Source organism: Alistipes sp. 56_sp_Nov_56_25 (genome assembly GCF_001915285.1).
Taxonomy (GTDB): domain Bacteria; phylum Bacteroidota; class Bacteroidia; order Bacteroidales; family Rikenellaceae; genus Alistipes; species Alistipes shahii.
The window spans coordinates 13,621-40,346 of record NZ_MNQF01000016.1; the positions used below are offsets into that span (position 1 = coordinate 13,621).

The window sequence follows — 26,726 nt, forward strand, 5'->3', positions numbered from 1 at the left end:
TATGGCTATACACAATGCATTGATCGCCGTGGATTTCGACGGCACGGTGGTAACGCACGCCTACCCCGAAATCGGGGACGATGCAGGCGCGGTTGCCGTACTCAAAGAACTCACCGACAACGGATGCCGGCTGATACTCTACACGATGCGTTCGGGCGCACTGCTCGACAAGGCAGTCAAGTGGTTCAGGGACCGGGAGATTCCGCTCTACGCCATCAACGAAAACCCCTCGCAGCAGCGCTGGACTTCGTCGCCGAAGATTCATGCGGACCTCTATATCGACGACAGCAACTTGGGCTGTCCGATCCGGTTCGTGGACGGCGTGAAACGGCCGGTGGCGGACTGGACCAAGATCAGGGAGCAGCTGGTACGGGAGGGATTTCTGGACTGACCGGCCGGCCGCAGGTTGTTCGACGGCTGCGCAACAGGTTCCCAACAGTTGTTAACCAAAGATAAAAACAGGACTTTTCGGAGTCCTGTTTTTTTATTTTGCGGAACGGATGAAAGGTACGGAAGGTCCTGCCCGGACGGAATGGCGCCGGAAAAGGCGGCGGGATAACAGCTGCGAAAGAAACAGCAGACGAGAAGCGGCAGACGGAAAGCGGCAGAAAAAACGGCAAGACAACCGCGGACAAAGACAACAGGGACAGGCAGCCGAAAAGACGTCGGAAAACAATAGGACAATGCGGGACAAAAGATAAGGGGCGGCTTTCGGGCCGCCCCTTATTATAACGCCGGGAACTAAGCCCAGAGATTGCGGGGGTATTTGCCCTCGGCGATCATCTTCTCGATCGAGGCCATCAGCGCGGGTTTGTCCTCCTTGTAGGTGACGCCGTGCCACTGGGCCGCCGAACGGAGCACGCGCAGGGACGCCGCGCCCTCGCCGATGAGTTTGTTGACCATCGTCGGGATGTAGAACTCCGATTTGAGGTTCTCGCGGTTCTCGGCGAGCCACGTCTTGAAATACTCCTTCGAGTAGGCGAAGAAGTCGGGCGTGAAGCCGAAGAGGTTCATCGAAACGGGGGTATCCTCGGCAAGCTCTTCGTCGGCGCCGCCGTCGTGGAAGAGAATTCGGCCGTCGGGCATGCGCTCGATCTGCGTACGCTCGACCATCGACGTCAGGTTGCCGTCGGCATCCACGCCGCAGACGCCGCGCGATACGGTGCCGTTGTCCGAAAGGGTCCGGTTCAGGTCGTAAGCGACCATGCAGTAGCGGTTTTTGCTGTCACCGAGCTGCGAAAGGTAGTCGCCGATGGTCTGGTAGGCTTCGGCGCCGTAGAAGTCGTCGGCGTTGATGACGGCGAACGGCTCGTGCACGGCGTCGGCAGCCATCATCACGGCATGGTTCGTGCCCCACGGCTTGACGCGGCCTTCGGGAACCGAAGCGCCTTCGGGCAGATAGTCCAACTCCTGAAAGACGAACTCGACGGCGATGCGGCCGCCGAAACGCTCGGCCGAAAAGACCTCGCGGAACTCCTTCTCGAAGGAGTGGCGAATGACGAATACGACCTTGCCGAAACCGGCGCGGATCGCGTCGTAAACCGAATAATCGATAATGGCCTCGTTATTGGGGCCGACCCCGTCCATCTGCTTGAGCGAGCCGTAGCGCGAACCCATGCCTGCGGCGAGGACCAGTAATGTAGGTTTTACCATATTTTTTATCTGTTTTTGGCGTTAAAATCAAAACGATTACAAAGTTAAAAAATTCACCGCGTTCCGCAAAGGTTTTCTATGAAATTGGTTATCTTTGCATGGATAATTGCAATGGTTTGATGAAATTTTTAAAGAACATACGGGCATGGCAGCGCAGCTTTTTCCGCAAACGCCGCTTCAACATGCTCAACGCTACGGACAACAGCGAAGAGTGGCACATGCACCTCTCGCCGGCCAGCATCTTCGCAGCATTCGTTTCATTCGCACTGCTGCTCTTTATCCTCATCCTCACGCTGGTGGCGTACAGCCCCGTGCTGGAATTCCTGCCGGGCTACCGCACCGAAGCCGACCGCTCGCGCGAAAGTCTGGTGCAGAACATCATCCGGCTGGACTCGATGGAGCGCATGATGAACGACATGCTCACCTACAACCAGAACATAGCCCTGATCATGGAGGGCAAGACGCCCGTGGCGCGGGTGCTCGCCAATTCGGACAGCACGCGGGCCACGAAGGTGCTGGTGATGCCCTCGCCCGAAGATTCGGTGCTCAGGGCGCAGATGGAGGGCGACGGCGAGTACGCTGTCACGGGCCGCAGCGGCGGCTCGCGGCGCTCGGTGCGTGAAGCGATCGAGCTGGCGACGCCCGTCGAAGGCATCATCACCGACCGGTTCGACATCCGCAACGGCAACTTCGGCATACGTATTGCGGCGGCGGCCAGCGACCGCATAGCGGCCGTGGACAACGGCACGGTGGTGCTGAGCCTCTGGACCCCCGAAACGGGCTACATGGTCGAACTGCAGCACGCCGGGAATCTGCTGTCGGTCTACAAGGGACTCTCGCAGTCGCTGGTGACCAAAGGGCAGACCATCCGCGCGGGCGAGCTGATCGGCTACAACGCCGAAGCCGAGCAGGGCGAGGTGAGACTCTTCGAATTCGAACTCTGGAACAACGGCAAGCCCGTCGATCCCGAAGGATATATCGTCTTCCAATAGATCCGCATGAAACAACGATTGGCAATACTGGGTTCGACCGGTTCGATCGGCGTGCAGACGCTCGACATCGTACGCGAGAACCCCGATTTTTTCGAAGTGCGCGTGCTGACGGCCAACAGCAACTGGCAGCGGCTGGCGGCGCAGGCGCGGGAATTCGACGCAGACACGGCGGTCATCGCCGACAAACGATATTACACCCGGCTGCGTGACGCGCTGGAGGACACCGACGTCAAGGTTTACGCCGGAGAGGAGGCCGTGGCGCAGGTCGCGGCGGGCGGCGACACCGACGTAGCAGTCAATGCGCTGGTCGGCTACGCGGGGCTGGCGCCCACGGTGGCCGCGCTCGGAGCGGGCAAGAAACTCGCGCTGGCGAACAAGGAATCGCTCGTCGTGGGCGGCGAATACGTGATGCGGCTGGCGGCCGAGAAACGTGCGCCGATCCTGCCGATCGACTCGGAGCACTCGGCGATTTTCCAGTGTCTGGCGGGCGAACAGGCCCCCGTGCGGCGGCTGATAATCACCTGCAGCGGCGGCGCGCTGCGTGACCTGAAGCGCGAAGAGCTGGCCGGAGTGACGGCCGAGCAGGCGCTGCGCCATCCCCAGTGGGAGATGGGCGCGAAGATCACGATCGACTCCTCGACGCTGGTCAACAAGGGGTTCGAGGTGATCGAAGCCCACTGGCTGTTCGGCACGCCGGCCGAAAAAATCTCGGTGGTGCTGCATCCGCAGTCGATCGTCCATTCGATGGTCGAATTCGAGGACGGGGCGATCAAGGCTCAGCTCGGAACGCCCGACATGCGCATGCCGATCAGTCTCGCGCTGATGTATCCCCGACGGGCGAACCGTCCCGGCGAGCGGTTCGACTTCCTGAAGCATTCGCAGCTGACATTCGCCGAGGTGGACCGGGTGAAATACCCGGCGCTGGACATCGCCTACGACTGTCTGCGGCGGCGCGGCACGGCGGCCTGCACGATGAACGGCGCCAACGAAGTGGCCGTCGCGGCGTTCCTCGGCGGCAGGTGCGCATGGCTCGACATCGTGCGCGCCATCGAACATGCGCTCAATCGCGCATCGTTCGCTGCGGCCCCCACCCTCGCGGACTATGCGGCGGCGGACGGCGAAGCACGCCGGCTGGCCGCGGAATTTTTAGCCTTGTAACCAAAACACGAACATGGATATTATCATCAAGATCATTCAATTTTTCCTCTGCTTCACCATTCTGGTGGGCATTCACGAACTGGGACACTTCCTCATGGCGCGGGTCTTCAAAATCCGCGTCGACAAGTTCTATATCTTCTTCGACCCGTGGTTTTCGCTCTTCAAATTCAAGCGCGGCGACACCGAATACGGGCTGGGCTGGCTGCCGCTGGGCGGATACTGCAAGATCGCCGGCATGATCGACGAGTCGATGGACAAGGAGCAGATGAAACTGCCCCCCAAGCCCGATGAATTCCGCACCAAACCCGCATGGCAGCGTTTTCTGGTGATGATAGCCGGCGTGGTGATGAACGTTCTGCTGGCCATCTTCATCTACATCGGAATCTGCTACACGTGGGGCGACAACTACTTCTCGAACGAAGATGCGCGCTGGGGATACACCTTCAACGAAGCGGGCCGCAAGCTCGGATTCCAAGACGGCGACAGGATCGTTTCGATCGACGGCGAGGCGGTGGACAACGTGAACAAGATCGTCAATGCGCTGATTATCACCGAAGGCGAACGCCGCGTGGTGGTGGAACGCGAGGGCCGGCAGGTCGAGCTGACACTGCCACTGGGCGAGCTGATCGAAATGCGCCAGAACAAAGGTTACGAAGACCTGCTGGCGCTCCGCATGCCGTTCCTGATCGACAGCGCGGTGTACGAAACGGCGTCGGCGCTCAGGCGCGGCGACGAGATCGTGGCGATAAACGATGCGCAGGGGCTGGAATACCCCGCTTACAGGGAATACCTGAAGGCCCATGCGGGAGAGGATGTGACGCTGACCGTCAAACGCGAAGGCGACATGCTGCTGGAGCTGGTCGTTCCGGTGTCGGACGAGGGAAGACTGGGCGTGACGGCGCTCAATCCCTACAAGCTCCGGACGCAGAAATACACCTTCTGGCAGGCGATTCCGGCAGGAATCAGCAAGGCGGGCAAGGTGATGTCGTCCTACTGGGAACAGCTGAAGATGATCGTACAGCCCAAGACCAAGATGTACGAGGAGCTGGGCGGCTTCATCGCCATCGGCAGCATCTTCCCCGGAGACTGGAACTGGGAGGATTTCTGGATGAAGACGGCGTTTCTGTCGATCATCCTCGCCGTGATGAACATTCTGCCGATACCGGGACTCGACGGCGGGCACGCCATCTTCACGTTCTGGGAGATGATTACGGGCCGCAAGGTGAGCGACAAGATACTGGAGGGCGCGCAGTACGTGGGGCTGTTTATCATCCTGCTTCTGCTGTTGTACGCCAACGGCAACGACATATACCGGTTTTTCATAAAATAAGATGAAAATAACAAATTGCGCAGATGCCTTGCGGCGGCACCATTTCGAGGTTGAGACGGTCCGGGACACGGACGAAGCTTTCGCCGTAATAAAGGCCGCCGTCGAAACGGAGCGGCCGGAAACGGTATCGTTCGGAGATTCGATGAGCATGCGCGCCACGGGCGTCATCGAATGGCTGCGCGGCGACGAAAGGTACAGGCTGCTGGACGGATTCGACCCCGCGATGACGTACCCGCAGCGGCTCGAAATACGCAGGCAGGCGCTGATGTCGGACCTCTTCATAACGGGCGTGAACGCCGTGACGGCAGAAGGCACGCTCCACTGGCTCGACAAGGTGGGAAACCGCATCGCTCCCGTGGCGTTCGGCCCCCGCAAGGTGATTATCGTGGCGGGACGCAACAAGATCGTCGCAAACCGGGACGAGGCCGAAGAGCGCATCCGCACGATCGCGGCGCCGCAGAACATAGCGCGCCACCCCGGATTCCGCACGCCCTGCGCCAAGACCGGCGTATGTTCGGACTGCAATTCGCCCGACCGGGTATGCAACACCCGCATGGAGATGCTGCGCTGCTGGCCGGACAAGCGCGTGCTGGTGGTGCTGATCGACCAAGATTTGGGACTTTAGCGATAATACGGACTATGGGAAAACTGAAAATACTGACAGCGCTGCTTCTCGCAGCCGCACTCACGGCCTGCGGCGACGATTCGGACGTCTTCTACACGACCTCCTACCCCGTCGCCCGGATCGAGATATCCGTAAGCCTGAGCGAACCGGAAAAGCCGGATCCTGAAAACCCTGATCCGGAGAATCCGAACACAGGAACTTCGCAGACGGAAGAGCCGGAGAATCCGGAAGAACCGGAGAATCCGCTGCTGGAGGAGATCCGGAACGACGCGCTGGCCAAGGCTCCCGTGCAGGCGGGCGGCGGCTACCGGCTCGACTTTACGCACCACAACGGCGGTCCGCTCGTCGTCCGGCCTGCGGCCGACGCCGAAACCGTCACGGGTACATTCATAAAAGAGCCGGACAAACCGGAGGAGCTGCACTTCACGTTCGGAGAACAGGCCTACACCTGCAAGGTTTCGGGCTATACGGACACCGACGACCTACGCAAAACGCTGTTCAGCGTCGATCTGACCGAGGAGTACAAACAGCTCTATCCCGATGCGGGCGTCACGCAGGTGATCCGGAAGGAATACACGTCGCACCCCTATTAACCGACACGCGATGGCAAAAGTCAAAAAGGCATACTTCTGCAAAAACTGCGGATTCGAAGCCCCCAAATGGCTGGGGCGCTGTCCCTCGTGCGGCGAGTGGAACACCTTCACCGAGGAGATCGTCGCCCGCGAAAGCGGCTCGGTGCCGGCCAATGTCGCAGGCTCCCTGCCCGCAGCCAAGCCCCAGCGCGTACGCGACATCCGCGAGAGCGAACACCGCCGCATGGACCTCGGCAACAGCGAGGTGAACCGCGTATTGGGCGGCGGCATGGTGCCGGGGTCGCTGATTCTGCTGGGCGGAGAGCCGGGAATCGGCAAATCGACCCTTTCGCTGCAGCTCGCGCTGGCGGCGAACGGACTCAAGACGCTCTATGTTTCGGGCGAGGAGTCGGCCGAGCAGATCAAGATGCGCGCGGGACGCATCGGCATCGGCAACGACGAATGTCTGATCTATCCCGAAACGCTGCTCGAAAACATCGTCAACCAGATCGGCGAACACCGGCCCGATCTAGTGGTGATCGACTCGATACAGACCATCTACACCGACCTGCTGGACTCGTCGGCGGGAAGCGTGTCGCAGATACGCGAATGCGCGGCGACGCTGCTCAAATACGCCAAATCGACCGGCACGTCGATCTTCATCATCGGCCACATCACCAAGGACGGAACCATCGCCGGCCCCAAGATTCTGGAACATATCGTGGACGTGGTGCTGCAGTTCGAGGGCGACAGCAACAACATATACCGCATCCTGCGCGGCATCAAGAACCGTTTCGGCGCAACGTTCGAAATCGGGGTTTTCGAGATGCTCGACAACGGACTGCGCGGCGTGGACAACCCGTCGGAGATTCTGCTCACGCACTACGAGGAGCCGCTGAGCGGCATCGCGGTAGGCGCTTCGGCCGACGGCGTGCGCCCCTACCTGATCGAAGTGCAGGCGCTGGTGAGCGGCGCGGCGTACGGCACGCCGCAGCGTACGACCACGGGCTACGACACCAAGCGCATGAACATGCTGCTGGCCGTGCTGGAGAAGCGCGTGGGAATGAAGATGTTTCAGAAAGACGTCTTCCTGAACTTCGCCGGAGGATTCAAGGTCGCCGATCCGGGGCTGGACCTCGCGGTCGTGGCGGCGGTGATCTCCTCCTACTATGACCGCCCCGTGGCCGAGGGCGTCTGCTGCGCGGGAGAGATCGGGCTTTCGGGCGAGGTGCGCCCCGCACCCCGGACCGAACAGCGCATCAGCGAGGCGGCACGGCTGGGTTTCAAACGCATCATCGTCTCCGGCTACCTCGGCAAGGGCGGCAAACGTCCCAAAGGAATCGAAATAGTCACGATAAACAGCATCGATCAGCTGCCCCGCGCGCTCTTTGTGGAATAGATTTTGCTCTGTACTCCTGCAAAAAGGAGTAAAAGATGCAAAAGCGAATTGTCATATTGGGCGGAGTGGGATTTATCGGCACACACCTCTGTCTGCGCCTTCTGGAAGAGGGCCACGAAGTGTTTTGTGTCGATATCCGCGACGCCGTGAATTCGCCGCTGCTGCGCAGCGTACTGCAGCATCCGCTGTTCCGGTACGTCCACCACAACATCATCAATACATTCGGAATCCGCTGCGACGAGATTTACAACCTCACTTCGTCGTCGCGCGTGCGCTACAACAAGGCGCTGCCCGTCGAGACGCTCCGGATCAACATGCAGGGCACGATAAACGCCCTCGACACCGCGCGCATGGAGCATGCGCGGATATTGTTCGCCTCGTCGGGCTGCGTATACGGCGCGGGATACCGCGATCCGGCGACCGATCCAGCGGCGGGATATTCGGGGCAGTACATTCTGAGCGAAGGCAAGCGCGCGGCGGAAGCCTTGCACCGGGCCTATCAGGAGGAGCTGGGCGTGGACGCACGCATCGCACGCATCTTCAACACATACGGAAGCGGGGCCGACATCATGGACCAGCGCGTGGTGATGAAGATGATCGTGGCGGCGCTGCAGAACCGCGACATCCCGGTCAACGGCAGCGGCGAACAGATGCGCACCTTCTGCTGGGTCGAGGACATGGTGGACGGACTTGTACGGATGATGGAAGCCACGCCTTCGGAGCAGACCCACACCTTGGATCTGGGCAGCAACCACGAAATCTCGATACGCGCGCTGGCCGAAAAGATCATCTCCCTGACGGGAAGCCGCTCGCGGATCGTACACCGGGCGGCACGTCCGGACGATGCGCGGCGGAGGATACCCGACATTTCGGCCGCACGCCGCGAACTGGACTGGACGCCCCGCACGCCGCTGGCCGAGGGGCTGCGCCGCACGATCAGCTATGCAGAAAAAGAGTTGACAGACAAGGTCTACACGGAGCTTACATGGGCGGAAATGAACTAAACACGACAAATATGACAGCAACGGATTTTGACAAGATTATCTGGCGGGACGCACTGACGTTCGTGGATTTCTTCGCAACATGGTGCGGGCCGTGCCAGATGATGCACCCCGTCATAGACCGGTTTCAGGAGAAGATGAACGGCCGCGTGGATGTCTACAAGGTGGACATAGACGACCGGGACATGCTCGAAATCGTACACCGCTACAACATCATGTCGGTACCGACGCTGATGTTTTTCCGCCGCGGCGAGGTGCTGTGGCGCGAAAGCGGCCGCATCGGCTACGACCATCTGGCGAACGTACTCAGGGAGTTGGAACAGCGCGAGCAGGTGGGGCAGCGCTGACAGGCGGAAGCTATGCTTCCAGACGCCAAGTAAGCTCCTCGTGGACGTAGTCTTCGGCAGGGAGCTTACCCAGAGAACCGGCTGCGCGGAGTACCGCCTGCCGGTTCTCCTCGTTCAGGCCGCCGACGGCAGACAGCAGCGCGACGGCCCCCTGCGCGATCAGGCGGGCGGCCGAAGATGCGGAAAGCGGAGCGGCGGCAGGCTTGGAGAGGGATTCGGCGGCGCATACGGCGGCGCGGCGGACCGCTTCGACGGCGGGCGCGATCCATGCCGCCGTAAGAAGATCGCTGCGGGCGGCGGAGTGCAAGGCGGCGTATCGAAGCAGCGGATTCGGGTCGGCGATCCATGCGTCGAACAAGGCCGGAAGCGCTGCGGAGCGGCTCAGGAAAGCGAAAGCGGCTTCTTCGGCGACTTCGGAATTGACGATCCCGGCCGCCCATGCCGGAAATTCATCGGGCGTAAGCGATTCGGGCCGGGCGATATGCAGCGCCGCAAGGCGCAGTTCGCGGACCTCCTGCAAATAAAGATAACGGGCGAAATCGTGGTCGGGAGTCTCGGCGCGCGCGAGTTTGCGCAGCGTCGGCAGGCTCACGCCGTAGTTGAGACCGTACGGTGCGCCGTAACAGCGCATCGCATCGGCGACGGCGCCGTTCCGCTCGCGGCGCAGCTCGCCGAGCAGCGCCACCATACGCGACGTGAAGTCCATGGACGGGATTATTTGCGGCGGGGAAGCGCCACGTTGATCGTACGGCCGAACTCGAAGAGGGGCAGCACCGCACGGGCATATTCGCGGCCGCCGGCGATGACCGTGCAGACCGAAGGATCGGCCACGCGGCATGCGACGACGTTGGTCTCCTTGGCCGAAGCTTCGAGCGCATTGGAGGTGTTGCCCGAAGGTTCGATCTGCAACAGCACCATGTCGCCCGAAAGATCGCTCTCAGGGAGCAGACCTGCGGCCGGGCTGAAGCGGCAGACGATATACTGCTTCTTGTCGGCCTGAGGATAAACCACATAGCGGCGCGTTTCGGTGGTCACGATGCGTTTGCCGAGAAACAGCTCAAGATAGCTCTGCTCCAGACGGTCGATCTCCTCCAGCGCGGCCTTCAGGCCCTCGCCGAAGACGTTCTCGCCCGCTTCGCCCGTGACCAGCTCGATGCGGTGGCGGCGCAGCGAGAAGATTTGCGCGGCGGCGGTGCGCGCGGCGTCCTCCAGCGCGGGCGTCGTCATGTCGGTCTTGTCCGGCTGCAAGCGCGCGAACTTGTTTTCGGAGGCGGTGTGCGACAGCACGCGGGTCGAGGCCGGAGCCGGAGCCGCGGCATTGAGGTAGGTGTCGCCGTCGAGCAGGGCGATCTGCGCCCCGGTGACGCTCCACACGGTCTTGTCGGTGAGCGGAGCGCGCACCCCGAGGTATTTCTGCGCATAACGCGCATAGGGTCCGCTCAAGGTGACGTCGTGTTCGACGGTGACGTCGACGGCGAGGATCGTGCGCGGCTGGGCGACGGTAAGGCCGCCGGCGGTTTCGTTCGCGCCCTGAAGGGAGATGTATGGGTTCTGGGCCGAGACGCCGCCCGAAAGCAGCAGGGCAAATGCCAAAAGTCTGAATTTCATGGTCCGAAAATTTTATTGCGGTTTCACAAATGTAGCTTATTTTCGCGTGCCGTCAAAATTTCAGGTAAAAATCACGGGTCAGGGCGCGGTATTCGGGCGTGTAGCATTCGTGCTCTCCCGTGCCGACGACCAGTTCCGAGACCTCGGGCACGGCGGCGGAACAATCGGCAGAACAATCGGCGGGGCGGTCGGCGGAACAATCGGCGGGAGGGTCGGCGGGGCGGTCGGCGGGAGAAGCGGCGCGGACGAACTCCATCAGCGCCCGTTTGGCCGGGCGGCGGGGCGTGGTGCGCACGTCGGTGCGGCGCACGAGGGCCAGTCGTCCGGCACAGACCGCGAGGAAACGCTCCGCTTCGGCCGTGGGAAGGATGACGGCAAACCGGCCTCCGGGAGCCAGCAGGCGGAGGACGGCGTCGCGCAGGTCGCCGAACGGCAGGTGCACGGCATGGCGGGCCGCGGTGCGCCCCCGATCGGGGCAGGTGAGCGAGTCGACGAAAAACGGCGGGTTGGAGACGATCAGATCGAACGGCTCCGGGGTCTCGAACTCCTGCACGGGGCATTGAGCGAACGCCACCCTTCCGCTCCAGGGCGAAGCGGCGGCGTTCTCGCGGGCCTGCCCGACATCGTCGATGTCGACGCCCGTGACATGCGCCTCCGGGGCGCGCTGGGCCAGCATCAGGGCGATCAGCCCCGTGCCCGTGCCGATGTCGAGCATCCGCCGGTCCTGCGGCCGCACCGCGGCCCATGCACCCAGCAGAACGCCGTCGGTCCCGACCTTCATCGGGCAGCGGTCCTGACGGACCGTGAATTGTTTAAACCGAAAGATAATTGTGAATTTTGAATTATGAATTGTGAATTATTCTCGCAGATAGCCGTCCATGCCTGCGCCGAACAGCGAAAAATCGTACCGCGCGGGGTCCTCCGCATCGAATGCGCGCAGGGCGTCCGTCAGCTCCTCGACGGCCCGCCAGTCGTTCTGGCGGCGGCCGAGCAGTCCCAGCGCACGCGCCGTCTCGCCGACATGGACGTCCAGCGGCAGGTAGAGGGCCGACATCGGGATACGCCGCCACAGACCGAAATCGACACCCCGGTCGTCGCGGCGCACCATCCACCGCAGATACATGCACAGCCGCTTGCAGGCCGCGCCGCGCTCGACGGACGAAACATGCTTCTCGCAGCGCGGAGCGTGCTCCCCGGCGAAAAACTCGCGCCGGAAGTCGGCCAGCACGGCGGGCATGCTCTGCGCGGCCTCATAGCGCGTCTCGAAGAAATTCCCGATGCCGCCGTGACGCTCCTCCATACGCCGCAGGGCCAGCACGAAATCGCGCAGGTCCCCGCCGTTGAACGTGCGGTGGACGTAGGACGAAAGCAGCGCCAGTTCGCGCTGCGAGGCGTTGCGCACGAAATCCGCCGGAGCGTCGTCCATGAAGTGCATCATGCGGTGGCCGCTGCGGACAATGGCCTTACGGTTGCCCCAGGCGATGGTCGCGGAGAAAAATCCCGCGATCTCGCGGTCGGCGCGGTCCGTATAGCGGTGCGGTACCGAAATCGGATCGTCGGCGATGAAGTCGGGGCTGTTGTATTTGTCGTGGAGCGCGTCGAGCAGCTCCTTCAGATCGGTGTTCGTCATGGCGTGCGGAGCATTCGGAGCAAGACATCGGTTTGCGGGATGCCGTAACCCAGTTCGCAGCCGGGAGCTGCGGCCCGCGTGCCGGAAGCGTGCAGCAGTCCGATGAGTTCGCCGCGTTCCATAGGACGGTATTCGAGCAGGCAGGCGCAAAGCCCCGCGATAACCGGCGTCGAAAACGAAGTTCCCAACGACGAGGCTCCGGCGACGAAATCGGGCTTCACATAGCCGGCATCTTCGCGTCCGACACCACTGGAGCGGGAGCGGGAAACACCGTCGGAATCGCACGAACCGACCGTGATGACCTGCCGGACATCGGCCGGAAAGGAGACATTGCGCCACGCCTTGTCGCCCTCGTTGCCGGCGCTCTGCACGAAAACGAGCCCGGGACGCGCCGTGAGCAGGCTGTCGAGGTAGCGCGAGAGCGTCGAGGTGCGGCCGTCGAGCATCGCGGGCGTATAGCCGCTGAAATCGTCGAACGTCGTATAGCCCAACGACGAGGAGATCACGTCGACGTCATGCGCCAGGAGCCACTCGATGCCGCGGATCAGCTGCCGCTCCTCGGCGCGAGGCTCCACTTCGGCGCGGTCGGTTTTCGCAAGATAATACTCCGCGCCCCATGCCAGCCCGCGGATCGTATCGCCCGAACGGCCTCCGAGGTTGGTGCAGACCCTCGTGCCGTGATCTGTGGCGTCGTCGAAGAATGCCGTCTCGTCGCCGCCCGTGAAATCGCGCCAGGCGGCGACGTGCAGCCCCCGCGTCCAGCGGTCGGTGCGGAAGCCCCCGAAACCCGCGTCCAGCACCCCGATGCGGACGCCCCGTCCGGAGAGGTTCAGCGAATCGAACGCCCGGGACATCGTCTGCCCCACGGCGCGCGAATAGGTCCGGGAGTAGTCCGAGGTCCACGTCCCGCGCACCTCGCGCACGAGGTCCCACGCACCGTAGGCGGCAAGAGCCGGAAGAAGCAGCCAAAGCAGTTTTTTCATGTTACCGGACCGTTTCGCAGCCGAGGATCAGACCGTCGGACATGGTGATCTTCCGGTCGGCCATTGCGGCGAGGTTTTCGTCGTGGGTGACGATCACGACGGTCTGGCCGAGCCGTTCGCGCAGGTCGAAGAACAGGCGGTGGATCTCGTCGCGGTTGTGCGAGTCGAGGTTGCCCGAGGGTTCGTCGGCCAGCAGCACGGCGGGCGAATTGACCAGCGCACGGGCGATGGCCACGCGCTGCTGCTCGCCGCCCGAAAGCTGTCCGGGCTTGTGGTCGCGCCGCGCCGCGAGGCCCATCATGTCGAGCAGTTCGGAGGCACGGCGTTCGACATCGGCGCGCGGACGCCGGCCGATCAGCCCCGGAATGCAGACGTTCTCGAAAGCCGTGAACTCCGCAAGCAGGTGGTGGAACTGGAACACGAAGCCGATGCGCTCGTTGCGGAACTGCGACAAGGCCCGATCGCCCAAGGCCGAGACATCGCGGCCGTCGATCTCCACGCGCCCGCCGTCGGGACGCGACAGCGTGCCGATGATCTGCAAAAGCGTGGTCTTGCCAGCGCCGCTGGCCCCCACGATGGAGACCACCTCGCCCTGCGCCACGTCGAGCGAAACGCCTTTCAGCACCTCCAGCGTGCCGAAACTCTTGTGTATGTCGGTAACCCGTATCATTGGCGGAACATATTGAACAGTTTGACCGTGTCCACAGCTTCCCGCACGTCGTGGACGCGGAGTATCGCCGCACCCTGGCGCAGGCACTCCCAGCCCAGGGCAACGGTTCCGGCGAGCGATTCGGCGGGAGTGGCGTCGAGAACCTTATAGATCATCGACTTGCGCGAAAGCCCCGCCAGCACCGGGTAACCCAGCGCGCAGAGGCGGTGCAGACCCGCGAGCAATTCGTAGTTCTGCTCCGTGGTCTTGGCGAAGCCGAAGCCGGGGTCGAGGATGATGTTTTCACGCCGGATGCCCGCGGCGAGCATCTCGTCGGTGCGGCGGCGGAAATAGCCGACGACCTCGGTGACGATGTCGCGCCGGTAGTCGGTCTGCGACTGCATGGTTTTCGGATCGCCCTTCATGTGCATGGCGATGTAGGGTACGCCGCAGTCCGCAACGACGGAGAGCATCGCGGGGTCGAGTTCCCCGGCCGAAATGTCGTTGACGACGAGCGGCCCGAACGTTTCGACAGCCTTCGCCGCGACTTCGCTGCGGAACGTGTCGACCGAGACGGTCATGCCGGGCGCCAGCCGACGCACGGTCCCGACGCCCAGCCGGACGCGACGCCACTCCTCGTCGGCGGGGACTTCGTCGGCCCCGGGACGCGAGGAGTAGCCCCCGACGTCGATCAGCTGCGCCCCTTCGGACACGGCTTCGCGGACGCGGCGCTCGACGGATTCGGCCTCCGGAGTGCGGCTGCCGGCATAGAAAGAATCGGGGGTGACGTTAAGAATCGCCATCACCTGCGGCGAGGAAAAATCAATGTTCATGGGCTTCATGGCTGAAAATTCGGTGCAACTCCGCGACAGCGGGTTCAAGGTCGGATTCGAGGATGTTGACAAGGGTGTAGTCGGCCTTCGCGCTCAACGTATCGTCGTCCGTCTGGGCGGCGATGCGGAGGCGGACCTCCCCGGGTGTGCGCCCGTCGCGGCGGCAGGTGCGTTCGATGCGCAGCGCCTCGGGGGCGAGGACGGCAACCGTGCGGTCGACGCAGGCATCGAACCCCGCATCGAAAAGAAGGGCGCTTTCGAGGATCACGTAGTCGCCCTCCTGCTGTTCGGCCCACGCCGCGAAATCGGCCCGGACGGCCGGGTGGACGATGGCGTTCAGGTCGGCGAGGGCCTGCGCCTCGGAGAAGACCCGCCCGGCAAGGTAGGTACGGTTCAAGGTCCCGTCCGCATAGGCTTCGGCCCCGAAACGGTCCGTGATGCGCCGGCGCAGCTCCGCATCCTCCGTCATCAGCCGTTTGGCCCCGGCATCGGAGTCATAGACCGCGACGCCCAAACGCGCGAAAAGACGGCAAACGGTGCTTTTGCCGCTGCCGATGCCGCCTGTGATTCCGACCTTCATCATGGGTTACGGGGAACGTCGATTTCGGGAATGTCCCCGATGGAAATGATCTTGATGTCGCTGAACCGCGGCGCAAGGGCGTTTTGCAGCGACTGGGGGTCGATGATGAGTTTACCCTCGTGCCCCTCCTCATACGAACGCTTCGTCTTGAGTTCCGCAAGCGGAATGCGCAGCGTCTTGTTCATGTAGACCCGGTAGCCGAAAAGGTTCGTACCGACGCCCTCGACCACGCAGGTAACCTCGAAAGGCTGTCCGTCGACACTCACCCTCACGGTCTGCTCGGTGGTGTACGTATAGCTCAATTTCGCGATATACCAAAGGATGAACGACGCGACGAGCAGCGCCAGAAAAACCGGCGACACGTAGCGGTGCATCCATTTCAACCAATTTTCCATCATGGGAACCTATAATATCCGTATGACAAAGATAGTGCAAGGCGGGGCAATATCAAATTTATTTTGCACATTGCCGAGCCGCAGCCTGCCCAAGCGGGCGTCTGCTTGCCCGCAAAGATAGTGCAAGCCGGCCGCAATGCCAAATTTATTTGAAAAAACGGACCGCACCTCTCGGTGCGGTCCGTTTTTGTCGGATCGGGAGTCTATCCATTACTTCTCCACGTCGGTCTTGGCGCGCTTCGTCATCAGATCGTAAGCGATCGGCGTCGCGAGGAAGATCGTGGCGGCCGTACCTACGACCACGCCGATGATCAGCGCGAAGATGAAGCCGCGGATCGTCTCGCCGCCGAAGAAGAAGATGGCCAGCAGCGTCACGAGCGTCGTGCCCGAGGTGTTGATCGTACGCGACAGCGTCGAGTTGATGGCGTTGTTCACGGTCTCCTTCAGGTTGCGCTTCGGGTAGAGACCCAGGTACTCGCGGATTCGGTCGAAGACGACCACCGTGTCGTTGATGGCATAGCCGATGATCGTCAGGATCGCGGCGATGAACGCCTGGTTGACCTCGAGGTTGAAGGGCAGCAGACCGTAGAACATCGAGAAGATGCCGATGATCAGCAGGGCGTTGAAGGCCAGGGCCGCCGTGGCGCCCGAAGCCCACTGCCAGCGCTTGAAGCGGAACGTAATGTAGAGACCGATGGCGATGAGCGAGAAGAGCACCGAATAGATGGCGTTCCACGTCATGTCCTTGGCGATCGAGGGACCGATCTTGTCGGCCGTCAGGATACCGTTGGCGTCGGTCTGCGTATTGCGGAACTGCTCGAAGGTGATGTCATACGAGTAGAGCGGTTTCAGAGCGTCGTAGATGATCTGCTCGACCTCCGAGGTAGCCTCGTCCGACGTGTCGTCGTAGCGATACTGGGTCACGATGCGCATCTGGTTCTCCTTGCCGTACTGCTTCACCTCGGAACTGATCGACGAAGCGTCGGCATCGGCGAACTGCGAGAAAGCCTTCTCCACATTCTGACGAACCTCTTCGGCCGAAACGGGCTTGTCGAAACGGATCACGTAAGCGCGGCCGCCCGTGAACTCGGCGCCGAGGTTCAGACCGCGGGCGAAGAACGAAACGCACGACAGAACCATCAGGGCAACGGCGATGCCGTAAGCCAGTTTGCGCTTGGCGATGAAGTCGACGCGCGTGTTATTGAGGAAGTTCTCCGACCAGCGGCGCGAGAAGGTGATGTGACCCCATTTGCCGACGATCCACTCGATCAGCAGGCGCGTGATGAAGATGGCGCAGAAGAACGAGGTGATGATACCGATGATCAGCGTCGTGGCGAAGCCCTGAACCGGACCGTTGCCGAAGATGAACAGCACGATACCCGTGATGATCGTCGTCAGGTTACCGTCGATGATGGCCGAATAGGCCTTCGAGAAACCGTCCTTGATGGCCAGCGAAAGACCCTTGCCGCCGCGAAGCTCCTCCTTGATACGTTCGTAGATGATCACGTTCGCATCGACGGCCATACCCATCGTCAGCACGATACCCGCGATACCCGGAAGGGTCAGCACGGCGCCGAACGACACCAAAACGCCCATCAGCAGGAAGACGTTCGTGAGCAGCGCGACGTCGGACATCCAGCCCGCCGTCTTGTAGAACAGACCCATGTAGAGCAGCACGAGGATGAAGGCGATCACGAACGAGATCATACCGGCGTTGATCGACTCCTGGCCCAGCGAAGGACCTACGACCGTATCCTGGATGATCTTGGCCGGAGCGGGAACCTTACCCGAATTGAGCACGTTGGCCAGGTCCTTGGCCTCCTGGATGGTGAAATCGCCGGTGATCTGCGACTGTCCCTTGTCGATCTTCGAGTTGACGCGGGGAGCCGAATAGACGTAGCCGTCGAGAACGATGGCGATGCACTTGCCGATATTTTCGCCCGTCATGCGCGACCACTCCTGCGTACCTTCGGCGTTCATGGTCATCGAAACCTCGGCCGTGGCGCCGCGCTGGGCGTACTGCTCGGTGGCTTCCGTAACGACCGAACCGTCGAGCGGAGCCTTGCCGTCGGGCGTAGAAACCTTGATGGCGTAGAGGTAGAAACGACCGTCGATCTTGTCGTCGCCCTTGACGCCCCACTTGAACATGATGTCGGCGGGGAACAGCTCGCGGACGGCCGGCTGGGCGAGGTACTCGTTGACGGCTGCCATGTCGGCCTTGTAAGCGGCTCCGATGGAGGCGCCGCCTGCGAAGCGGGGATTGAGGACTGCAAAGAGCGGGTTCTGCGAGTGGTCGAAGTTGCCTTCCTGAACGGCGGTCTCGGCCGTGGCGGTCGAATCGGCGGCGCCGACCTCGGCGATCAGGCCCTCGGCCTCGGCGGCGGGAGTCCCGGCGGCAACGGCAGCCTCGGCGGCAGCGGTCTCGGGCGCAGCGGCGGGAGCCTGCGCCAGTTCGGCCTTGATGAGTTTGTCGGCAGCGGAAAGCGCGGGGAAGATCTCATTGGCGTCGTAGGTGGTCCAGAACTCCAGCGAAGCGGTTCCCTGCAACAGGTCGCGGACGCGCTGCGGCTCCTTCACGCCCGGAAGCTCGACCAGAATGCGGTGCGAGTTCGGGAGGCGCAGGATGTTGGGCTGCGTAACGCCGAAGTGGTCGATACGGCTGCGAAGCACGTTGAACGATGCGCCGATGGCAGCCTCGGTCTCCTTCTTGAGGATCTTCTCGACGTCGGCGTCCGAGCTTTCGAGCGTGATGTCCTTGCGGTCGGGGCTTACGAAAAGCTCGGCGATGGGACGGCCGTTCGAAAGGCGCGAATACGCCTTCACGAAGTCGGAAATATAGTCGGTCGAAGAGCCTTGCTTCATCGCCTCGTTGGCCACGCCGATCGCCTCGATGAAAGCCGGGTCGTTCTGGCTGTCGCCGGCCAAAGCCTTCACGACATCCTCGACCTGCACCTCCAGCATGACGTTCATACCGCCCTTGAGGTCCAGACCCAGGTTCAGCTCCTTCTCCTTACACTCCTTGTAGGTGAACTTGCGGAAGCCCAGGTTGTAAACCGGCAGGTTCTGCACCGAATCGAGGTAATGCTGTTCGGCCTCGCCCTGCTGGTCGAGGGGGAACTGCGCGGCATAAGCGGCCGCCTGCTTCTCTACGCCACGCGTCTTGAACGTAAACGAGAGCTGATAAACACACGCGAGAGCCAGCAGGACCGCAATGAGTTTAATAAAACCTTTACTTTGCATTTGAGTGAAAAATAGTTATTGTTATTTGTTGTAATTATTGTCATTACGCACAATAGCACGCAAAGATAGAAAAATAAAGTGAAAAGTGAAAGGTGAAAGGTGAAAAGTAGTGCGCCGGCGCAAAAAAATCCGTATTTTTGGAGCCGTATGATAAAATATACGGAATACAAATACCACCTCGCGGCGTTGTTCACGGTGACCGTATGGGGCGCGACGTTCGTTTCGACGAAGGTCCTGATCGCTAACTCGCTGACTCCGGCGGAAATTTTCCTGCTCCGGTTCGCGATGGCATACGTCTGCATCCTGCCCTTCGCCCGCGGGCGCATGTGGGCTGCGAACCTGCGCGACGAACTGCTGCTGGCGGCCGCGGGGTTGAGCGGAGGGTCGCTCTATTTCCTTACCGAAAACATGGCTCTGGAGTACGCCCCGGCCTCGAACGTTTCGCTGATCGTCTGCACGGCGCCCGTGTGGACCGCCGTGGTGATGAGCCTCTTCTATCGCGGCGAGCGGATGTCGCGGCGGCAGATCGCAGGCTCGGCGCTGGCATTCGCGGGGATGGTGCTCGTGGTGCTCAACGGGCATTTCGTGCTCCGCCTCTCGCCGCGGGGCGACATGCTGGCGCTCTCGGCGGCGATGCTATGGATGGTTTATTCGCTGGTGATCAAACGCCTCGGAGGCCACTACCCCGCTATCTTCATCACCCGGAAAGTCTTTTTCTACGGACTCGTGACGATCCTCCCGGTCTTTGCGTTCCGGCCTTTCGGCGCGGACTGGGAAGTGCTGTCGCGGCCCGTCGTATGGGGCAACCTGCTCTTTCTGGGCGTCGTGGCCTCGATGCTCTGCTACGTGCTCTGGAACGCCGCGATGCACCGTCTGGGAGCCGTCAGGACAACCAACTACATCTATTTCAACCCGCTGGTGACGATCGTCGCGGCGACGCTCTGCATCGGCGAGCGGATCACCCTCGCCGCTTTGGCCGGAGCGGCGCTGATCCTCTACGGGATGTGGCGGGCGGAGCGGGCCTAATGCACCATCTTCAGGCCGACGATGCCGACGAAGACCAGCGACAGGAAGAACATCCGCCAGAAGGTCACGGCGTCGTGGAAGAAAACGATGCCGAGGACCACGGTTCCCACGCCCCCGATACCGGTCCAGATCATGTAGGCCGTACCCATCGGGATCGTCCTCTGGGCCACGTAGAGCAGCCAGCCGCTCACGCCCATAGACACGACCGAAAGGGCCAGAAAAAGAAAATGGTAACGCGGGCAGAGGTTAGCAAGTTTGAACCCCAGCGGCCACCCCATCTCGAAAAGTCCTGCCAGAATCAGATACAGCCAAGCCATCGGAAACGATTTTTACGGACGAAGATAGCAAATTTTACATCCCGGGCAAAATAAAGAGCGCGACTCCCGCAGGAATCGCGCTCTTTCGCGTCGAATTAATTCTTAATTTTTAATTGGCGAAGCCCTACTTCACCTCTTCGAACTCCACATCCTCGGGCTGCCCGTCGCCGCCGCCCTGCTGGCCGCCGGCGTTCGACTGCGACTGCTGACCGGCATCGGCTCCGGGCTGTGCGCCCTGCTGTGCCTGCTGCTGCGCGTAGATGTCCTGCGAAGCGGCCTGCCATGCGGCATTAAGCTCGGCCATCGCCGTGTCGATGGCGGCCACGTCGGCGTTCTTGTGCGCCTCCTTCAGCTTGCCGAGCGCCGTCTCGATGGCGGCCTTCTTGTCGGCGGGAAGTTTCTCGCCGTACTCCTTGAGCTGCTTCTCGGTGGTGAAGATGTTCGAGTCGGCGGCGTTGATCTTGTCGATGCGCTCCTTCTCGGCCTTGTCCTTCTCCTCGTTGGCCTTGGCCTCGTCGCGCATGCGCTGGATCTCCTGCTCGGTAAGGCCCGAGGAGGCCTCGATGCGGATCTTCTGCTCCTTGCCCGTGCCCTTGTCCTTGGCCGAAACGTTCAGGATGCCGTTGGCGTCGATGTCGAACGTAACCTCGATCTGCGGAACGCCGCGCGGTGCGGCGGGAATGCCGTCGAGGTGGAAGCGGCCGATCGACTTGTTGTCGCGGGCCAGCGGACGCTCGCCCTGGCAGACGTTGATCTCCACCGAAGGCTGGTTGTCGGCAGCCGTCGAGAAGGTCTCCGACTTGCGCGTCGGGATCGTCGTGTTGGCGTCGATGAGTTTGGTCATCACACCGCCCAGGGTCTCGATACCCAGCGACAGCGGCGTAACGTCGAGCAGCAGCACGTCCTTCACCTCGCCCGTGAGCACACCGCCCTGAATGGCGGCGCCGATGGCCACGACCTCGTCGGGGTTGACCGAACGGTTCGGGGTCTTGCCGAAGAACTCCTCGACGATCTTCTGGATCGCGGGAATACGCGTCGAACCGCCCACGAGGATCACCTCGCTGATCTGCGAGGCGTCCAGACCCGCGTCACGAAGCGCCAGCTTGCAAGGCTCGATGGTCTTGCGGATCAGGTGGTCGCACAACTGCTCGAACTTGGCGCGCGTGAGCGTCATCACCAGGTGCTGCGGAATGCCGTTGACGGGCATGATATACGGCAGGTTGATCTCCGTGGTGGTCGAGGACGACAGTTCGATCTTCGCCTTCTCGGCGGCCTCCTTCAGACGCTGCAAGGCCATCGGGTCCTGACGCAGGTCGATCTGGTGCTCGGCCTTGAACGACTCGGCCATGTAGTCGATCAGCACGTGGTCGAAGTCATCGCCTCCGAGGTGCGTATCGCCGTTGGTGGACTTCACCTCGAAAACGCCGTCGCCCAGTTCGAGAATCGAAATATCGAACGTTCCGCCGCCCAGGTCGTACACGGCGATCTTCTGGTCGCTGGACTTCTTGTCGAGACCGTAGGCCAATGCGGCGGCCGTCGGCTCGTTGATGATGCGGCGGACCTTCAGACCAGCGATCTCGCCCGCCTCCTTCGTAGCCTGACGCTGCGAGTCGGAGAAGTAGGCCGGCACCGTGATCACGGCCTCCGAAACCTCCTGGCCCAGATAATCCTCGGCCGTCTTCTTCATCTTCTGGAGGATGATGGCCGAAATCTCCTGCGGGGTGTACTGACGTCCGTCGATGTCCACGCGCGGGGTGTTGTTGTCGCCCTTGACGATGGCATAGGGAGCGCGCGCGATGTCGGCCGAAACCTTGTCGTAGGTCTCACCCATGAAACGCTTGATCGAGAAGACCGTGCGCTTGGGGTTGGTGATCGCCTGACGCTTCGCGGGGTCGCCGACCTTACGCTCGCCGTCGGCCGTGAAAGCCACGACCGAAGGGGTCGTGCGGTGTCCCTCGGAGTTGGGGATTACAACAGGCTCGTTGCCCTCCATCACTGCCACGCAGGAGTTCGTGGTTCCTAAATCAATACCGATAATCTTTGCCATAATAGTAATATGTTTTAATTGTTTATTTTTCGGTTTCGTATCCGCCGGTCCGGGCTTTTTCCGACTCCGGCCGCCGGTTACGCCCTCGAACCGAACAAAGGTCGTGCCGATCGGCAATCCCTGCCAAATTGTCAGCCCGATGGCAGAAAAATGCCGTGCAACGTCATGGCGCACGGCATTTTGTCACCCGCCTGAAAAGCGGTTTTCGAGGGGCGCGGCGCACTCGGGGGTGTTCGCAGTCCGGCGACTTGCGTTTTTTTGCCGCTTTTTGGTCAGCGGTTAACCGCGGTCTCGGCCCGCAGAGTTTTTTGTCCTTTTGGGCCGCAAAAAACTGCTAACCGCGGTCTCCGCCCGCGGAAACTTATGTACTTTTTGACCGCAAAAAGTACCAAAAACTCCCCGGCAGATGCCTCCGCCTACTTCGTCCCGTCTAACGTTCGAAACGGGCGCCTATTCGCGGGTTTGCAAGCAAACCGGCCCCGTTTCTTACCACTTTTAGCCGGGCCTTCGTTTCTCGGCTTCGGCATCGGGCCGGGATCGTTCGCCGCGAAACGCGGCGGGAGGGATGCGTCCGGGACAAGCAGAAAGCACAGAAGCCTACGATCGCCCCTGGAAGCGGGTTTCAACCGCCGCATTATCGCTTGGAGCGGAAGAAGAACAACCGACAGCCCGCGTGCCCGGAGCGGGAGGCTGTAAAGGCTTGATCTTACTGCGCCCGCTCAACGCGGGCCGGAGGTTGTTCCCGCGAAAAGCGACATGCGGATGGTTTTGGTACTTTTGCCATCAAAAGTACAGAGAAAGCCGCGACGATGTCGCGGGTGTTTTGTACCTTTTTTCCGCAAAAAGGTACCCAAAAACTCCCCGGCAGATGCCTCCGCCTACTTCGTCCCGGCTAACGTTCGAAACGGGCGCCTATTCGCGGGTTTGCAAGCAAACCGGCCCCGTTTCTTGCCACTTTTAGCCGGGCCTTCGTTTCACGGCTCCGGCATCGGCACAGAAGCCTACGTTCGCCCCCAAGGGGGGGGGCTGGGGAGAACGAAACGGCAGCAAAAAACCCGCAGGTTGCCGGGCTGCAAACAACCCGCGCCGCTCAAACCCCGCCGCTCAAGCGGACGCTCCCAAGGGCTGGGGCGAACGAAAAGACTAAAAGGACCCGCCATCGCCGGACTGCGAAGATCTTTGCCACCAAAAGACAGCGATACCCCGCGGGCGAGGACCGCGGAATGTTTCATGTACTCTCGGTGACAAAAGCACAAACAAAAAGGCCTGCAAAACGCAGGCCCTTCTTCCGGCGGATGCCGGACAAATCGCTATAACTCCGTTACTGCTCGCTCAAGATGCGCATTGCAACATCGAGAATCGTCGTATCGTCCAACGTAACGACACCCCCGTCCGGTCCCGGTTCGAAGTGCACGCCGACGCACTCCTTCGATTCGTGCTTGCCGCCGAAGTAATTGCGGACAGTGTCTACGTCGATTCCTAACTCATCTGCAATGCGCTGCGAGCTGCCGCTGGGCAACCGGTCCTTGATACGGCGCAACTCGTTAAATGTGATAATCATATCCGTTGAATTTTTGGTTGATGGTTCTACACAACTAAATTAATACAATTTTACGGAACTGCAAAATTTCTGCCTGAAAAAGTGTAATAAAAATGCAACGCGAAAGAAAAGAAGCGAAAGTCCCCTGTTCCAAAACAAAAGCCCCCGCCGAAGCGGGGACTTTTCAGATTTCACGGTGCATTCCACACCGCCGGAAAAGCGGATCATTTGCCGTCAGGCTCGATGTAGATCTGGAAAATCAGCGGCGAGAAGGACGGAATGTCGGTATAGACCTTGGTCGTGGTCGTCGTCTCGCCCGAATCGTAATTGCCGCCGTAGCCCCCGTAATAACCGCCGTAATAGCCGTAGTTGCCCAGACCGCCGTAGCCGTAGTAATCGTTGTAATAACCGCCGTAATAGCCGTTATTGCCGTAATACATCTGCGAATAGTTCAGGTAGTTCAGGTAATCGTAATAGCTCGACGTGTAGCCGTTCGAGGAGGTCGACGTACTCGAACCGCCGCTCTTGCCCGTCGTGCCGTAGGCATTGGTCGACGTGGTGACCAGCGTCGCCCACTGCCCGTATTTCAGATGCGGGACGATGTAATAGAACGCGGTTATCAGATCGGGATTCTGCACGTCGTACGAGTGCGCCGAACCGGTTTTGCGCACCTCGCCGTAGATGATCTGCTTCACCTCGTCGATGTTCGTGTCGAAGATGAACCCGTCGAGGAAACGGCCGATATACCAGATCTTGGCCGTGCCTTCCATGCCGACCGAATCGGCATCGAGGTCCGCAACGCCCTTGTAGGCTTCGTAGTCGTCGCCCTCGCCGTGGAAACGCTTCACGAGCGCCTCGGCGATCTTCTTCTCCAGATCGGAGCCGTTGTAGGGTTCGAACCCGACGTTATACGGCTCGTTGCGTTCGCTGCCGACGGGAAACGAGAAGGTGAACCTGTCGCCGGCAAGTTCCTTGGCCGGGTCGTAGCGCACGTCGACATAGAGCTGCGCTACGGTATCGCAGGCGCTCACCCACCGCTCCGCACGGTTGTAGGGATGTTTCGCATCCTCGGGATCGGTCGGGCGTTTCTCCGAATCGTCCTCGCCGTCCTTGGTGAACATCACCATTCCGCCGTTGGCCTCGCAGAAGGCGTCCACCAAGGAGCCTTCGGCCTCCAGCGGGTTCTTCACCGTATCGCAGATCTCCATATCGACGATGAGCGGACGCTTGGCGCTCAAGTCGAACTGCCCCTCGTAGCCGCCGTCGCCCTCCACGCCGTTGCCGACGATGCGCGAGGGAAGGTAGAGCCGCACCCTGGAGCCTTCGCGCAGCAGGAACTCGGGATCGACACCCTTGCCGGCGGCATAGTCCGGATCGAGGTGCAGCGTATTGCGCATGGCCAGGAAAGTGCCCTCCATCAGGCTCGTATTCTCCGTGCCGCAGTAGCGGTAGAAGGGAACGTAGTGGGTGTATTTGGTGAACGTGCCGAGCTGGCGGGCTTCATTGGCACGGCGCGTAAGCACGATGTTGCCGCTCAAATCGCGGCCCGAGAAGTCGAACTTCACCCAGCAGGCAGTGTCGTTCACCGGCTTGGCGTCGGGATTCCCGGCAGCGAGGATTTCGACGTAATAGCCGCCTTCGGGCTGGTAATTTTTCAGCAGCTCCCGGCGGTTCTGCGTCATCCACGCCTCAAGGGCCTGGTTCTCGAATTTGTCATACGACTCGGTCTGCTCCTTGGCGCAGGATGTCAGCAGCATGATGCCGGCTGCCGAGAGGTAGAGAAAACGGGTGATCAACTTCATATCTTGTTATACAATTCTATAAATTCGGTGTTCTGTCTATTCGTCGTACTCCACGCTTTCGACCGTGAAAAACCACGCGACGGGGCTTTCTCTCGGAATCGTGCTCACATATTTGTCCCCGTAAGCCATATTGTAGGTCATGTAGGCTTCGACGACGTCGCCTTCGCGACAACCAAGTAACGCATGCCGCAGCCCGTTTAGTATGTCGCCGCGCATATCGAGCGTCAGCGGTTCGAACGACCACGCTCCGGGCGTCAGCCCCATGTCCTCGTAGGCCTGCTGCAAGGCGGGATCGTTCGAGTAGAACGGAAAGGTCGAATCGGTGATGTTCGAGAAGGCGAAGACGTAGGCCCGGAAGGTGATGGTCGCTTTCGCGGCGGCGGTGATCTCCGGAAGCTCGTTCCGCCCGTCCCGGTAGAAATTGTCGATATACCGGTAAACCGTACTGCCCGACATGGAGTAGAACCGCTGCTGACTCCCAGCCTCGACCTGCGACTCCGGGATCAGCGCCGGGGAGTGCGTCCTCTCAAGATACGAGACGATCTTCTGGCGCTGTTCGGGAAGGATGTCCTCCTCCTCCGAGCAACCGCAGAACAGCAGGGGCAGGGCGAAAATCAATGTGGCGAATATTCGTTTCATCGGCATATAATCGTGCAAATTTACAAAAACAATCCGATTTACGAACAAGAAACGTAAAAAATCGCCCGCTTTGCATGCGGGCGTACTTGAAAAGATCAGAAAAACCGGCTATCCCTTTTTCCGGTAATAGTCCTTGTGCGGGTCCTTGAGCCGCTGCAACCTGCGCTGCTTCCACACGATAACGATGGCTGTCAGCACAATAGCCGCGACAAAGAAGCCGAACAGAATCAAAATGAATCCAAGCGGAATGTCTTCCATAGAGGCGAATTAAAATGAGGCGTTTTGTTAGGCGACGCAAATATAAGACAAAATAGATCCAAAACAAAATGCCGGGAGACTTTCAGACCTATTTTCCAAAAG

Annotated in this window: 27 protein-coding genes; 10 read left to right on the forward strand and 17 right to left on the reverse strand. The window is 61.0% G+C overall.

The window, feature by feature from the left end; all coding sequences use genetic code 11:
* Nucleotide 1 precedes the first annotated feature (1 nt).
* A complete protein-coding gene (locus BHV64_RS05975; RefSeq protein ID WP_009596573.1) occupies nt 2–391 on the forward strand; it encodes a hypothetical protein in 390 nt (129 codons plus the stop codon).
* A gap of 350 nt (nt 392–741) precedes the next feature.
* Here BHV64_RS05975 and BHV64_RS05980 read toward each other — a convergent pair whose 3' ends face one another.
* Nucleotides 742–1,653 (reverse strand): nucleotidyltransferase family protein, encoded by a 912-nt coding sequence (locus BHV64_RS05980; protein WP_009596562.1) that lies wholly within the window; start codon nt 1,651–1,653, stop codon nt 742–744.
* A gap of 119 nt (nt 1,654–1,772) precedes the next feature.
* Between BHV64_RS05980 and BHV64_RS05985 the strand changes: the two genes are divergently transcribed.
* The 8 genes from BHV64_RS05985 to BHV64_RS06020 are packed head-to-tail and all read left to right on the forward strand — an operon-like array spanning nt 1,773 to nt 9,077.
* Complete coding sequence (locus tag BHV64_RS05985) at nt 1,773–2,645, forward strand: murein hydrolase activator EnvC family protein (RefSeq protein ID WP_009596604.1); 873 nt, start codon at nt 1,773–1,775, stop codon at nt 2,643–2,645.
* A 6-nt stretch (nt 2,646–2,651) separates the two neighbouring features.
* Complete coding sequence (dxr, locus tag BHV64_RS05990; protein WP_288115650.1) at nt 2,652–3,803, forward strand: 1-deoxy-D-xylulose-5-phosphate reductoisomerase; 1,152 nt, start codon at nt 2,652–2,654, stop codon at nt 3,801–3,803.
* A gap of 13 nt (nt 3,804–3,816) precedes the next feature.
* A complete protein-coding gene (gene rseP / locus BHV64_RS05995) occupies nt 3,817–5,133 on the forward strand; it encodes an RIP metalloprotease RseP (protein WP_009596564.1) in 1,317 nt (438 codons plus the stop codon).
* A 1-nt stretch (nt 5,134) separates the two neighbouring features.
* The gene (locus BHV64_RS06000; RefSeq protein WP_227042378.1) at nt 5,135–5,758 is read left to right on the forward strand and encodes a lactate utilization protein; all 624 of its coding nucleotides are present in this window, start codon (nt 5,135–5,137) and stop codon (nt 5,756–5,758) included.
* Nucleotides 5,759–5,772: 14 nt separating this feature from the next.
* Entirely contained in the window at nt 5,773–6,351 is a 579-nt protein-coding gene (locus BHV64_RS06005; RefSeq protein WP_288115651.1) for a hypothetical protein, read from the forward strand.
* Nucleotides 6,352–6,361: 10 nt separating this feature from the next.
* Nucleotides 6,362–7,729: a DNA repair protein RadA gene (gene radA, locus BHV64_RS06010; RefSeq protein WP_009596568.1), complete on the forward strand. Its 1,368-nt coding sequence runs from the start codon at nt 6,362–6,364 to the stop codon at nt 7,727–7,729.
* Nucleotides 7,730–7,764: 35 nt separating this feature from the next.
* A complete protein-coding gene (locus tag BHV64_RS06015) occupies nt 7,765–8,733 on the forward strand; it encodes an NAD-dependent epimerase/dehydratase family protein (protein WP_014776284.1) in 969 nt (322 codons plus the stop codon).
* A gap of 11 nt (nt 8,734–8,744) precedes the next feature.
* A complete protein-coding gene (locus tag BHV64_RS06020; RefSeq protein ID WP_009596611.1) occupies nt 8,745–9,077 on the forward strand; it encodes a thioredoxin family protein in 333 nt (110 codons plus the stop codon).
* Between the two features lie 10 nt (nt 9,078–9,087).
* On the opposite strand, the gene BHV64_RS06025 is transcribed toward BHV64_RS06020, so the two are convergent.
* The 10 genes from BHV64_RS06025 to secDF form a co-directional block, all read right to left on the reverse strand.
* Nucleotides 9,088–9,783, reverse strand: a complete 696-nt coding sequence (locus BHV64_RS06025) for a DNA alkylation repair protein (RefSeq protein WP_014776283.1) — start codon at nt 9,781–9,783, stop codon at nt 9,088–9,090.
* Nucleotides 9,784–9,791: 8 nt separating this feature from the next.
* Entirely contained in the window at nt 9,792–10,685 is an 894-nt protein-coding gene (locus BHV64_RS06030) for a DUF4831 family protein (RefSeq protein ID WP_288115652.1), read from the reverse strand.
* 52 nt (nt 10,686–10,737) lie between these two features.
* Complete coding sequence (locus tag BHV64_RS06035) at nt 10,738–11,466, reverse strand: tRNA1(Val) (adenine(37)-N6)-methyltransferase (protein ID WP_254886348.1); 729 nt, start codon at nt 11,464–11,466, stop codon at nt 10,738–10,740.
* 75 nt (nt 11,467–11,541) lie between these two features.
* Complete coding sequence (locus tag BHV64_RS06040; protein WP_015545889.1) at nt 11,542–12,315, reverse strand: TIGR02757 family protein; 774 nt, start codon at nt 12,313–12,315, stop codon at nt 11,542–11,544.
* Nucleotides 12,312–13,298 carry a S8 family serine peptidase gene (locus BHV64_RS06045; RefSeq protein ID WP_217727080.1) on the reverse strand — a complete coding sequence of 329 codons (987 nt, stop codon included), beginning with the start codon at nt 13,296–13,298 and terminating at the stop codon, nt 12,312–12,314. The genes BHV64_RS06040 and BHV64_RS06045 overlap by 4 nt, the downstream gene beginning before the upstream one ends.
* A 1-nt stretch (nt 13,299) precedes the next feature.
* On the reverse strand, nt 13,300–13,968 hold the full coding sequence (locus tag BHV64_RS06050; RefSeq protein WP_217727081.1) for an ABC transporter ATP-binding protein: 669 nt from the start codon (nt 13,966–13,968) through the stop codon (nt 13,300–13,302).
* Nucleotides 13,965–14,780, reverse strand: coding sequence for a dihydropteroate synthase (gene folP, locus BHV64_RS06055; protein ID WP_437177446.1), 816 nt, complete (start codon nt 14,778–14,780; stop codon nt 13,965–13,967). The genes BHV64_RS06050 and folP overlap by 4 nt, the downstream gene beginning before the upstream one ends.
* Nucleotides 14,770–15,363, reverse strand: a complete 594-nt coding sequence (gene coaE / locus BHV64_RS06060) for a dephospho-CoA kinase (protein WP_015545885.1) — start codon at nt 15,361–15,363, stop codon at nt 14,770–14,772. The genes folP and coaE overlap by 11 nt, the downstream gene beginning before the upstream one ends.
* Nucleotides 15,360–15,755: a hypothetical protein gene (locus BHV64_RS06065; RefSeq protein ID WP_044054649.1), complete on the reverse strand. Its 396-nt coding sequence runs from the start codon at nt 15,753–15,755 to the stop codon at nt 15,360–15,362. The genes coaE and BHV64_RS06065 overlap by 4 nt, the downstream gene beginning before the upstream one ends.
* 210 nt (nt 15,756–15,965) lie before the next feature.
* The gene (gene secDF / locus BHV64_RS06070) at nt 15,966–18,995 is read right to left on the reverse strand and encodes a protein translocase subunit SecDF (RefSeq protein WP_256169195.1); all 3,030 of its coding nucleotides are present in this window, start codon (nt 18,993–18,995) and stop codon (nt 15,966–15,968) included.
* 147 nt (nt 18,996–19,142) lie between these two features.
* Between secDF and BHV64_RS06075 the strand changes: the two genes are divergently transcribed.
* Nucleotides 19,143–20,021 (forward strand): DMT family transporter, encoded by an 879-nt coding sequence (locus tag BHV64_RS06075; protein WP_288115653.1) that lies wholly within the window; start codon nt 19,143–19,145, stop codon nt 20,019–20,021.
* On the opposite strand, the gene BHV64_RS06080 is transcribed toward BHV64_RS06075, so the two are convergent.
* The 6 genes from BHV64_RS06080 to BHV64_RS06105 form a co-directional block, all read right to left on the reverse strand.
* Nucleotides 20,018–20,338, reverse strand: a complete 321-nt coding sequence (locus BHV64_RS06080) for a DMT family transporter (RefSeq protein ID WP_015545882.1) — start codon at nt 20,336–20,338, stop codon at nt 20,018–20,020. The two genes, BHV64_RS06075 and BHV64_RS06080, sit on opposite strands and share 4 nt — an antisense overlap.
* Before the next feature lie 124 nt (nt 20,339–20,462).
* Nucleotides 20,463–22,385, reverse strand: a complete 1,923-nt coding sequence (dnaK, locus tag BHV64_RS06085) for a molecular chaperone DnaK (protein ID WP_118406514.1) — start codon at nt 22,383–22,385, stop codon at nt 20,463–20,465.
* Nucleotides 22,386–23,706: 1,321 nt separating this feature from the next.
* Nucleotides 23,707–23,946 (reverse strand): hypothetical protein, encoded by a 240-nt coding sequence (locus BHV64_RS06090; protein WP_015545881.1) that lies wholly within the window; start codon nt 23,944–23,946, stop codon nt 23,707–23,709.
* A 203-nt stretch (nt 23,947–24,149) separates the two neighbouring features.
* Nucleotides 24,150–25,727, reverse strand: a complete 1,578-nt coding sequence (locus BHV64_RS06095) for an FKBP-type peptidyl-prolyl cis-trans isomerase (RefSeq protein WP_015545880.1) — start codon at nt 25,725–25,727, stop codon at nt 24,150–24,152.
* A gap of 36 nt (nt 25,728–25,763) precedes the next feature.
* A complete protein-coding gene (locus tag BHV64_RS06100) occupies nt 25,764–26,366 on the reverse strand; it encodes a hypothetical protein (protein ID WP_138265601.1) in 603 nt (200 codons plus the stop codon).
* A 108-nt stretch (nt 26,367–26,474) separates the two neighbouring features.
* Nucleotides 26,475–26,624: a hypothetical protein gene (locus BHV64_RS06105; protein WP_022061217.1), complete on the reverse strand. Its 150-nt coding sequence runs from the start codon at nt 26,622–26,624 to the stop codon at nt 26,475–26,477.
* Nucleotides 26,625–26,726 lie beyond the last annotated feature (102 nt).

What these genes read in the sequence shown, in the direction of transcription:
- BHV64_RS05975 (WP_009596573.1), top strand. Translation starts at nt 2, where the DNA reads ATGGCTATACACAATGCATTGATCGCCGTGGATTTCGACGGCACGGTG.
- BHV64_RS05980 (WP_009596562.1), bottom strand. Translation starts at nt 1,653, where the DNA reads ATGGTAAAACCTACATTACTGGTCCTCGCCGCAGGCATGGGTTCGCGC.
- BHV64_RS05985 (WP_009596604.1), top strand. Translation starts at nt 1,773, where the DNA reads ATGAAATTTTTAAAGAACATACGGGCATGGCAGCGCAGCTTTTTCCGC.
- dxr (WP_288115650.1), top strand. Translation starts at nt 2,652, where the DNA reads ATGAAACAACGATTGGCAATACTGGGTTCGACCGGTTCGATCGGCGTG.
- rseP (WP_009596564.1), top strand. Translation starts at nt 3,817, where the DNA reads ATGGATATTATCATCAAGATCATTCAATTTTTCCTCTGCTTCACCATT.
- BHV64_RS06000 (WP_227042378.1), top strand. Translation starts at nt 5,135, where the DNA reads ATGAAAATAACAAATTGCGCAGATGCCTTGCGGCGGCACCATTTCGAG.
- BHV64_RS06005 (WP_288115651.1), top strand. Translation starts at nt 5,773, where the DNA reads ATGGGAAAACTGAAAATACTGACAGCGCTGCTTCTCGCAGCCGCACTC.
- radA (WP_009596568.1), top strand. Translation starts at nt 6,362, where the DNA reads ATGGCAAAAGTCAAAAAGGCATACTTCTGCAAAAACTGCGGATTCGAA.
- BHV64_RS06015 (WP_014776284.1), top strand. Translation starts at nt 7,765, where the DNA reads ATGCAAAAGCGAATTGTCATATTGGGCGGAGTGGGATTTATCGGCACA.
- BHV64_RS06020 (WP_009596611.1), top strand. Translation starts at nt 8,745, where the DNA reads ATGACAGCAACGGATTTTGACAAGATTATCTGGCGGGACGCACTGACG.
- BHV64_RS06025 (WP_014776283.1), bottom strand. Translation starts at nt 9,783, where the DNA reads ATGGACTTCACGTCGCGTATGGTGGCGCTGCTCGGCGAGCTGCGCCGC.
- BHV64_RS06030 (WP_288115652.1), bottom strand. Translation starts at nt 10,685, where the DNA reads ATGAAATTCAGACTTTTGGCATTTGCCCTGCTGCTTTCGGGCGGCGTC.
- BHV64_RS06035 (WP_254886348.1), bottom strand. Translation starts at nt 11,466, where the DNA reads ATGAAGGTCGGGACCGACGGCGTTCTGCTGGGTGCATGGGCCGCGGTG.
- BHV64_RS06040 (WP_015545889.1), bottom strand. Translation starts at nt 12,315, where the DNA reads ATGACGAACACCGATCTGAAGGAGCTGCTCGACGCGCTCCACGACAAA.
- BHV64_RS06045 (WP_217727080.1), bottom strand. Translation starts at nt 13,298, where the DNA reads ATGAAAAAACTGCTTTGGCTGCTTCTTCCGGCTCTTGCCGCCTACGGT.
- BHV64_RS06050 (WP_217727081.1), bottom strand. Translation starts at nt 13,968, where the DNA reads ATGATACGGGTTACCGACATACACAAGAGTTTCGGCACGCTGGAGGTG.
- folP (WP_437177446.1), bottom strand. Translation starts at nt 14,780, where the DNA reads ATGAACATTGATTTTTCCTCGCCGCAGGTGATGGCGATTCTTAACGTC.
- coaE (WP_015545885.1), bottom strand. Translation starts at nt 15,363, where the DNA reads ATGATGAAGGTCGGAATCACAGGCGGCATCGGCAGCGGCAAAAGCACC.
- BHV64_RS06065 (WP_044054649.1), bottom strand. Translation starts at nt 15,755, where the DNA reads ATGGAAAATTGGTTGAAATGGATGCACCGCTACGTGTCGCCGGTTTTT.
- secDF (WP_256169195.1), bottom strand. Translation starts at nt 18,995, where the DNA reads ATGCAAAGTAAAGGTTTTATTAAACTCATTGCGGTCCTGCTGGCTCTC.
- BHV64_RS06075 (WP_288115653.1), top strand. Translation starts at nt 19,143, where the DNA reads ATGATAAAATATACGGAATACAAATACCACCTCGCGGCGTTGTTCACG.
- BHV64_RS06080 (WP_015545882.1), bottom strand. Translation starts at nt 20,338, where the DNA reads ATGGCTTGGCTGTATCTGATTCTGGCAGGACTTTTCGAGATGGGGTGG.
- dnaK (WP_118406514.1), bottom strand. Translation starts at nt 22,385, where the DNA reads ATGGCAAAGATTATCGGTATTGATTTAGGAACCACGAACTCCTGCGTG.
- BHV64_RS06090 (WP_015545881.1), bottom strand. Translation starts at nt 23,946, where the DNA reads ATGATTATCACATTTAACGAGTTGCGCCGTATCAAGGACCGGTTGCCC.
- BHV64_RS06095 (WP_015545880.1), bottom strand. Translation starts at nt 25,727, where the DNA reads ATGAAGTTGATCACCCGTTTTCTCTACCTCTCGGCAGCCGGCATCATG.
- BHV64_RS06100 (WP_138265601.1), bottom strand. Translation starts at nt 26,366, where the DNA reads ATGAAACGAATATTCGCCACATTGATTTTCGCCCTGCCCCTGCTGTTC.
- BHV64_RS06105 (WP_022061217.1), bottom strand. Translation starts at nt 26,624, where the DNA reads ATGGAAGACATTCCGCTTGGATTCATTTTGATTCTGTTCGGCTTCTTT.